The organism is Streptomyces tricolor, assembly GCF_002155905.1.
Lineage (GTDB): Bacteria > Actinomycetota > Actinomycetes > Streptomycetales > Streptomycetaceae > Streptomyces > Streptomyces tricolor.
Window position 1 is genome coordinate 1 of sequence record NZ_MUMF01000310.1, and the last position, 8,177, is coordinate 8,177.

The 8,177-nt window shown below is 71.5% G+C and carries 11 protein-coding genes and 1 pseudogene; 7 read left to right on the top strand and 5 right to left on the bottom strand.

The genetic code is table 11. The features are described 5' to 3' along the window. The coding region (locus CCN44_RS22330) for a serine/threonine-protein kinase (protein ID WP_143649910.1) at positions 1–758 on the bottom strand (758 nt) is incomplete at its 3' end. Between the two features lie 105 nt (positions 759–863). Next, positions 864–1,712: a menaquinone biosynthetic enzyme MqnA/MqnD family protein gene (locus CCN44_RS22335; protein WP_059251894.1), complete on the bottom strand. Its 849-nt coding sequence runs from the start codon at positions 1,710–1,712 to the stop codon at positions 864–866. 287 nt (positions 1,713–1,999) lie between these two features. Between CCN44_RS22335 and CCN44_RS22340 the strand changes: the two genes are divergently transcribed. Continuing rightward, positions 2,000–2,203, top strand: a complete 204-nt coding sequence (locus CCN44_RS22340; RefSeq protein WP_004984723.1) for a cold-shock protein — start codon at positions 2,000–2,002, stop codon at positions 2,201–2,203. Between the two features lie 106 nt (positions 2,204–2,309). On the opposite strand, the gene CCN44_RS22345 is transcribed toward CCN44_RS22340, so the two are convergent. Further along, entirely contained in the window at positions 2,310–2,873 is a 564-nt protein-coding gene (locus tag CCN44_RS22345) for a helix-turn-helix domain-containing protein (RefSeq protein WP_086698930.1), read from the bottom strand. 69 nt (positions 2,874–2,942) lie between these two features. Between CCN44_RS22345 and CCN44_RS22350 the strand changes: the two genes are divergently transcribed. From CCN44_RS22350 to CCN44_RS22365, 5 genes are all read left to right on the top strand, one after another. Next, positions 2,943–3,644, top strand: coding sequence for an AzlC family ABC transporter permease (locus CCN44_RS22350; protein WP_086698934.1), 702 nt, complete (start codon positions 2,943–2,945; stop codon positions 3,642–3,644). Further along, positions 3,641–3,955 (top strand): AzlD domain-containing protein, encoded by a 315-nt coding sequence (locus tag CCN44_RS22355; protein WP_059251890.1) that lies wholly within the window; start codon positions 3,641–3,643, stop codon positions 3,953–3,955. The genes CCN44_RS22350 and CCN44_RS22355 overlap by 4 nt, the downstream gene beginning before the upstream one ends. 221 nt (positions 3,956–4,176) lie before the next feature. After that, a complete protein-coding gene (locus CCN44_RS47425; RefSeq protein WP_260335474.1) occupies positions 4,177–4,299 on the top strand; it encodes a hypothetical protein in 123 nt (40 codons plus the stop codon). 4 nt (positions 4,300–4,303) lie between these two features. Next, positions 4,304–5,008 carry a DUF2637 domain-containing protein gene (locus CCN44_RS22360; RefSeq protein WP_308406459.1) on the top strand — a complete coding sequence of 235 codons (705 nt, stop codon included), beginning with the start codon at positions 4,304–4,306 and terminating at the stop codon, positions 5,006–5,008. Continuing rightward, a complete protein-coding gene (locus CCN44_RS22365) occupies positions 5,005–5,193 on the top strand; it encodes a hypothetical protein (RefSeq protein ID WP_059251886.1) in 189 nt (62 codons plus the stop codon). The genes CCN44_RS22360 and CCN44_RS22365 overlap by 4 nt, the downstream gene beginning before the upstream one ends. 7 nt (positions 5,194–5,200) lie before the next feature. On the opposite strand, the gene CCN44_RS22370 is transcribed toward CCN44_RS22365, so the two are convergent. Both CCN44_RS22370 and CCN44_RS22375 read right to left on the bottom strand, forming a co-directional pair. Further along, the gene (locus CCN44_RS22370; RefSeq protein WP_059251884.1) at positions 5,201–5,677 is read right to left on the bottom strand and encodes a hypothetical protein; all 477 of its coding nucleotides are present in this window, start codon (positions 5,675–5,677) and stop codon (positions 5,201–5,203) included. 54 nt (positions 5,678–5,731) lie between these two features. Continuing rightward, entirely contained in the window at positions 5,732–7,444 is a 1,713-nt protein-coding gene (locus CCN44_RS22375) for a serine/threonine-protein kinase (RefSeq protein WP_059251882.1), read from the bottom strand. Positions 7,445–7,528: 84 nt separating this feature from the next. On the opposite strand from CCN44_RS22375, the pseudogene CCN44_RS22380 reads away from it, so the two are divergent. Beyond that, positions 7,529–8,151, top strand: a pseudogene (locus tag CCN44_RS22380) (class I SAM-dependent methyltransferase). The last annotated feature ends 26 nt before the right edge of the window (positions 8,152–8,177 follow it).

Here is an 8,177-nt window from a genome sequence, read left to right on the forward strand (position 1 = left end):
GCCGGGTCCTTCTGGAGGCAGGCGCGGACCAGGCCGAGCAGGGAGCGCGGAACGTCCGTCAGCTCGGGCTCGCCGTGCACGACCTGGTAGAGCAGCGCCGCGTGCGAGGCGGCGCCGTCGCCGAAGGCGCTGCGCCCGGTGGCCGCGAAGGCGAGGACCGCGCCGAGGGAGAAGACGTCCCCCGCCGGGCCGACGTCCTTGCCCATCGCCTGCTCCGGGGGCATGTAGCCGGGCGAGCCGACCACCACCCCGGTCTGCGTCATCCGCGTGCCGTCCACCGCCCGCGCGATGCCGAAGTCGATGACCCGGGGCCCGTCGGCGGCGAGCAGCACGTTGGACGGCTTGAGGTCGCGGTGGATGAGCCCGGCCGCGTGGATCTCCTGGAGCGCGGCGGCGAGCCCGGCGCCGAGCGCGCGCACGGTGTGCTCGGGCAGCGCCCCGTGCGCGGCGACCACGTCGGTCAGGTCGGGCCCGAGGACGTAGGAGGTGGCGAGCCAGGGCAGCGGCGCCTCGGGGTCGGCGTCCACGACCGCGGCCGTGTACGGGCCGGACACGGCCCGGGCGATCTCGGCCTCGTGCCGGAAGCGCTCGCGGAAGCCGGTGTCGGCGGCGAGGTCGGGCCGTACGACCTTGACGGCGACGGTCCGGCCGCCGGGCGAACGCGCCAGGTACACCCGGCCCATGCCGCCGGCTCCGAGTCTGCGCAGCATCCGGTAGCTGCCCAACTCCCGCGGATCGTCCGGCTGAAGTATCTCCATGGCGGGAGTTCCCCGTCCTTCCCCGTCTGGTACCCGGCGTGTGCGCCCGGCGCGTGCGTCGACGCGGACACAGTAGTGACGGGCGGGGACGGGGCGGGCAACGGGTTACGGCTGGAGCAGTTCGACCTTCACGTCGGCCGGGAAGCCGGTCGTCGGCCCGACCCGGCGGGCGAACTCGGCGACGGCCGCCAGCTGCGGGGCGCCGAAGCTGAAGTCGAGGGTGGTGAAGTACTGCTCCAGGGTGGCCTCGTCGAAGGCCTCCCAGCGGGCGGCCTGTTCGGCGACCTTGTGCACCTCTTCCAGGGAGAGGTTGCGGGACTCCAGGAAGGCCTCGTGGACCTTCCGGGTGATGAACGGCTCGCGCTCCACGTAGTCGCGGCGGGCCGCCCACACCGCGAAGACGAACGGCAGGCCGGTCCACTCCTTCCACAGCGCGCCGAGGTCGTGCACCTGGAGGCCGTAGCGGGGGCCGTCGAGCAGGTTGGCGCGCAGGGCGGCGTCGCCGATGAGGACGGCGGCCTGCGCCTCCTGCATCATCAGGCTGAGGTCGGGCGGGCAGGTGTAGTAGTCGGGCTGTACGCCGTACCGGTCGGCGAGCAGGAGCTGGGCGAGCCGGACCGAGGTGCGCGAGGTCGAGCCGAGGGCGACCCGGGCGCCGTCCAGCCGGTCCAGCGGGACCTGCGAGACGATCACGCAGGACATCACCGGGCCGTCGCAGCCGACGGCGATGTCCGGGAAGGCGACGAGGTCGTCCGCGTTGCGCAGGAACTCGACCAGGGTGACGGGCCCGATGTCGAGGTCGCCGCGCACGATCTGCTCGCTGAGCTTCTCCGGGGTGTCCTTGGTCAGCTCGAAGTCGAGGAGCGTGCCGGTTCTCGCGAGCCCCCAGTAGAGGGGCAGGCAGTTCAGGAACTGGATGTGGCCGACACGCGGCCGGGTGCGAGAATTGTCCACATCGCGAGACTAGACCCCGTGCGGTACGGTGCTCGGACCGACCCCACCCCCAAACGGGCTAGCGGACGTTCAAACATCCGGGTGAAGTGATCTTGCCCTCTATTGCTTTCGGCTGCCCGCGTGCTAGGCTCGCCGCAAGTTGCAGTTTGGTTTCCCTTGCAGTACAGAGCCTGCGGAGCATGTAACCGCGGGCTCTCGTCGTTTTCAGAAGTATGCAGTTGTGCAGCACCGTTTCACACTTGCAGGTTCTGGAGCAGGGCAACCCTTTGTGAGCCCAAGGAGGGCTTATGGCTACCGGAACCGTTAAGTGGTTCAACGCCGAAAAGGGCTTTGGCTTCATTGCCCAGGAGGGCGGCGGCCCCGACGTCTTCGTTCACTACTCCGCGATCAACGCCACGGGTTTCCGTTCCCTCGAAGAGAACCAGCAGGTGAGCTTCGACGTGACCCAGGGCCCGAAGGGCCCGCAGGCGGAGAACGTCACCCCGGTCTGACCGACTCGGGAGAACTGATCGCAGCCTAGCGCAGTACCCAAGGAGCCCCGCGCCATCCGGCGACGGGGCTCCTGCCTTTTCCCGTTCACCGTGCGTTCACCCGCGCTCACATGTGCTGCATGACCAGGACAAACGTGGTCCCGGCGGCGAGCGCCTCGTACGAGTGAGATACGTCTCCCCGGTACGACATGTAGTCCCCGGATCCGAGTTCCACGGCCTCGCCCCGCGGCCCCGCCTTCACTGTGCCCGCGGTCACCACGATGTGCTCCACCGTCCCCGGGATGTGCGGCTCGGAGTCCCGTACGGTCCCGGGCTCCAGCCACACGTAGTAGATGTCCCGGCGCACCCCGGGCGGGCTCGCCGACAGCAGCGTGGCCAGGTAGCTGGACCGGTCCGAGTGGACCGTGGGCCCCTCGCCGGCCCGGATGACCTGCACGCCGGGCGCCGGCGATTCCACCAGCGCGCTGAACGGCACGCCGAGCGCGACCGCGAGCGCCCAGATGGTCTCCATGCTCGGGTTCCCGTGCGCCGCCTCCAGCTGGGACAGCGTGGACTTGGCGATCCCGGCGCGTTTGGCCAGCTCGGACAGGGACAGACCGGCACGGCCGCGCTCGCGCTTGAGGGACGCGGCAATCCACTCCATGGGGAGCCGGGCGGGTACCTCGGACATGTTCGTTCGCTCCATCGGTACGATCGTTCGCCTTGACGGACAGGCGCGCTGCTGTCCATTGTAGAAAACATGCGTTCGATACAGCGAACACCCACGACGGACACCTCCCGCTCACTTCTGCGCGACAGCTCGCTGGTCTGGCTGGCCAGCGGGATCGTCGGGGTCTCCTTCGGCGCGGTGTCCGTCGCCGGCGGGCTGCCGGTGTGGGTGCCGGTACTGATGTCACTGGTGGTGTACGCGGGATCGGCCCAGTTCAGCGCGGTGGGCGTGCTGCTCGCCGGGGGCGGGCCGGTCGCCGCGGTGGCCACCGGTCTGCTGCTCAACACCCGGACGGCCGCCTTCAGCCTGGCCGTGGCCGAGATCCTCGGCACCGGCCGTGCCTCCCGCTTCCTCGGCGCGCACCTGGTCACGGACGAGACGGTCGCCTTCGCCCTCGCCCAGTCCGACCCGGCGGACCGCCGGCGGGCGTTCTGGATCTCCGGCCTCGGCCTGTTCGCCGTGTGGAACATCGGCGTCCTGGCCGGCGCGCTCGCGGGCAGCGCCCTGGGCGACACCGCCCGCTACGGCCTGGACGCCGCCTTCCCGGCCGTGCTGGTCGCGCTGGTCCTGCCCGCCCTCCGGGCCGACGCGCGGGTGCGGCGGTGCGCCCTGCTCGGCGCCGCCCTGGCCCTCGCCGCCACGCCCGCCGTCCCCGCCGGGGTCCCGGTCCTGCTGGCCCTCGCCGGCCTGTTCCTGCACCGCCGTCCGGCCGCCGAGGGAGCCGCCGCGTGAACGCCACGATCGCCGTGATCCTCGCCCTGGCCGTCGGCACGTACGCCTTCCGGCTGGTCGGCCCGGTGCTGCACGGCCGGGTCACGATCCCGCCGCGCGTCCAGGAGCTGGCCTCCGCGGGCGCGGTGGTCCTGCTGGTCGCCCTGCTGGCCACGGGCGCGCTGACCGAGTCCGGCGGTTTCGCGGGCTGGGCCCGCCCGGCCGGTGTCCTGGTCGGCGCCGCGCTGGCCTGGCGCCGGGCCCCCTTCGCGGTGGTGGTCCTGGCCGCGGCGGCGACGACGGCGCTGCTGCGGCTGGCGGGGCTTTCCTAGGGATCTCTTAATACAGCTGCCTATAAGCCCTACGGATAGCTTATTCCTGAACAAGGTGTTTGTCCGGCTAATCCTTCACCCATTCGCCGCGCATCCATGACCAAATGGCGGCGGTTATTCGCAACATGACGAAGGATTCGACTCCGAGGCGATCCGTGCGGCTGGGCTCCCACACGTATCTGCCCGCGCCGAAGGGCACGGGACCCGCCAAGGGAGTTCTGATGAAGGGGGGTCTCCTCGTCACACTGGAGGTGACCGAGGAGATTCTCCAGGAATTCATGGACGCGATGACCTCCCTGGAAAGCCAGGTCTCGAAACGCTGGGCGGCCGGTCATGCATCCTGAGTACATGGGCGAGTACCTGGGGACGCCCCTGATCCCCCCCGACTCGGCCTGGGACCCCGCGGAAGAGCTGGCCTACATGCTGCGGGACGCCATCCAGGAGCAGCCGAGGATCCCGGCCGCACGCGCGGAGGACCACCTCGCGGAGCCGGACGGGATGACCCATCGCGACGCCCTGGTGGAAATCACCGCGGAGTTACCTCCGGTGAAAACCGTGAGGACTTCTCCCCGGGGCCATCGCAAGGTCCGGGCCCGGCAGCATCCGAGCGCCATTCGGGTCGCCAGCTATTTCATCGCCGCAATGGTGGCCGTCATCGCGTCCGCGGTCAGCATCTTCGGCGGTCTGATCTCTTATGACCCGCTGCGGTTCGTGGCGGCGTCGCGCATGCCGAGCGACGTGGTCTCCTGGTGGCCCCTCCTGGTTTTCGGCCCCTGGCTGGTGGCGTCGCTCTCCATTCTCCGGGCGGCCCTGCACCAGCGCCGCGCGTTCCATTCGTGGACCGTACTCCTGGTCTTCTCGGTGATCGCCATGGCGTTGTGTGTCGCGCAAGCACCGAAAAACCTCATCGACACCGCCGCCGCGGCCCTGCCGAGTTTCGCCTCGCTGACCTGTTTCCAGCAGGTGGTGCGGCAGATCACCTTCACCCGACCGCCCCGGCGGACGCTGCCCCGGCACCGGGTGCAGCCCGGCGAGGCACCCGCCGACGCATGAAGAGCCCCGACCCGGCGCAGCCGTCCCTCCCCGACGTCGCCCGGCTCCGGCCCCGCCAGCAGATGGCCATGGAGTGCGCCCTGTGCGCCCGCCCGCTGGGAGGAAGCGGGCGGGTACTCGGTGAGGTCCGCCACAGGGGCCTGCTGTTCCGCCTCTGGGTCTGCCTCCGCGACTGCCACCGCTAGGTCGTTGTCAGCCCGACCCGGTCGTGCCGTCGGGCTTGCTCCGGAAGCAGTCGGACACCACCGTGATCTCGATCATGGACGAGCGCCCGCTGTCGGCCGGCTCCCGCCACAGGCGGAGATCGGCGGAGAGACGGCCGTCGGGTGAGTTGGCCACGATCTGCGGAAGCTTCGCCCGACTCTTGTCGGGACCGTCCTTGACGATCTTCCAGCCCTTGGCCGGCAGCTGCGAGCGCAGGCGGTCCATGGCCTTTTCGAGGTCGCCGCCCGGCACACCGTAGACGCTCCAAGGGTGCCGCATGCGATGTACCTGGTCCTCCTCCGGGTAGGAGGTGCAGGGTGTGGCGATGGCGCCCGACCGGGTCACCTTGCCCTGCACAGCCAGGATGTCGAGGATCTCGCTGGACGCCTGCTCGACGCTCTGCTTGACGGCTCGCTCGTCGCGGACGTCAGCCTTCTCGTCGCTCCCCTGAGAGCACCCTCCCAAGAGGATGGCGGTCAGTGCCGCGCTTGCAGCGAGCGCGCATTTCCTCCTCACCGGCTAGGCGGCGTTTCGCCAGATGGTCAGGTCGCCTGAGAGGAAGGCGAGGTCCGGCATCGCGGTGGACTTCGTCTGGATCACGTACAGCCCGATGTTGCCCTTGTCGTCCTTCATGCAGAACTCGGTCCCGGCCGCCGCCCCGGACAGGCCCCAGTCGTGCTTCTGCGTGCTGGTGTTGAGCATGAGACGGCAGTCGTCGAGCGTGGTGCCCGGGCCGCCGTACATCTGCATGAACACGACGCTGTCGCTCTTCAGCCGGCAGCCGAGCGTCTGGCAGTCGAAGCGGATGTCGCCCTTGCGGTCCTTCCGCGCCTTGGGGTCCTTGTCCGAGAGGCTGAACGAGTTCTTGGCGTCCAGCCACACCGCGGCGAAGCCCTCCGGGCGCGGGTTGCGGGGCGAGGCCGAGGTCCCGGCGTCACCGGTCCCCGAGCCGGACGTGCCCGAGGAGTCCGACGAGGAATCGGACGAGGAATCCGACTTTTCGCCCGACGCGGACGCCGAGGAGGAGGACCGCGCGGACGGTCCCGTCGTGGACGTTCTGGACGCCGCCGTGTCCCGGTCGTCGAGCCGGCCCTTCGCCTCCATCACCGACCACGCCAGCAGCGCCACCAGCAGCGCGCCGCCCGCCACACCGGCGGCCGAGATCAGCGCGGCGCGCCGGCGGCGGGCCTTGCGTTCCTCCGGCGTGGGCTGCGGCCACCCGTACTGCGGCTGCGGGTAGGTCGCGGCGGGCGCGGGCATCGGCGGGTGCGGGTACGCCGGGGTGGGCGCCGGCACCGGGGGCTGCGGGTAGGCCGGGGTCGGTTCGGGCACCGGGCCCGGGACCACGACCTCCGGCCCGGTGATCTCCCGCCACACCGCCGGTCCCCCGCCCGCGTCGGCGTCCGCGCCCAGCCGCTGCCTGCACCACTCCACGATCTCCGCCGGAGTGGCCCGCTCCGCCGGGTCGGCGGCCAGGCACCGGGCGAGCAGCGGACGCAGCGGCTCGGGCAGCAGGTCGAGGTCGGGTTCGCTGTGCACGATCCGGTACAGCACGTTCACGGCCGGGCCGTCGCCGTACAGCGCCCTGCCCAGCGCCGCGAACGCGGCCGTCTGCCCGAGCGCGAAGACGTCCGTCGCCGCCGTCACCTCGCCCCCGGCCGCCTGCTCCGGCGCCATGAACGACGGCGTGCCGATCGTGCCCCCGGTCGCCGTGTAGGCCGTCCCGTCGGCGGCCAGCGCGATACCGAAGTCGATCACCCGGGGCCCGTCGGCGGCCAGCAGCACGTTCGACGGCTTCAGGTCCCGGTGCACGATCCCCTCGGCGTGGATCGCCTGCAACGCCTCGGCCACCCCCGCCATCAGCCACAGCACGGCCGCGACCGGCAGCGGCCCCCGCCGTGCGACGGCCTCCGCCAGCGACGGCCCCGGCACGTACAGCGTGGCCAGCCACGGCGGCACGGCGTCCGCGTCGGCGTCGATCAGCTCGGCGGTGTACGCCCCCCGCACCCGCCGCGCCGCCGTGATCTCCCGCCGGAACCGTCGCCGGAAGTCCGGATCGTCCGCCAGCTCCGGCCGTACGACCTTGATCGCGACCGGCCGTCCGCCCTGCGTGTGGGACAGGTAGACCCGTCCCATACCGCCCGCGCCCAGCCGCGCGGCGAGCCGGTAGCCGGCCACCACGGGCGGGTCGTCCGCCTGGAGTGGCTGGAAGACCTCCGTCGCCTGATCCATCGGCCGAAACCCCCCACTGTGATGCGTTGGCCAAGGGCAGCAGCCTAAAGGGAGTGTCAGTGGGGTCGGCTACGGTCCCTGCCCATGACCGACACCCAGATCTTCTACGACGCCATCGCCGAGGACTACGCCGCGCACTTCCGGGACCCCCTCGCCGACCGGCCGCTGGAGCGGGCCGTCCTCGCGGCGTTCGCCGAGCAGGTCGGCCCCGGCGGGCTCGTCGCCGACCTCGGCTGCGGGCCGGGCGAGGTCACCGCCCACCTCGCCGGCCTGGGCCTGTCCGTCTACGGCCTCGACCTCTCCGAGGCCATGGTCGCCGTCGCCCGCCGCGCCCATCCCGCTCTGCGGTTCGAGCAGGGCTCCATGCGCGCGCTTCCCGACGCCGACGGTTCGCTGGCCGGGGTCGTGTCCTGGTACTCCAGCATCCACACCCCCGTGGACGAACTCCCGGCCCTGTTCACCGAGTTCCACCGTGTCCTGGCCCCCGGCGGACGGCTCCTCCTCGCCTTCCAGGTCGGCGACGAGCCNNCCGCCCGTGGGGCCGGGACGTGGTCCTCGACTTCCACCGCCGCCGCCCCGAGCGGATGACCGAGCTGCTCGGGGCGGCCGGGTTCGCCCTCCGCTCCACCACGGTCAAGGAGCCGGAGGAGGGGCGCGGTGAGTCACTGGTCCCGCAGGCGTTCCTTCTCGCCCAGAAGGAAGAGTGACCAGGCGGAGGGGGTGACGGTGAGGT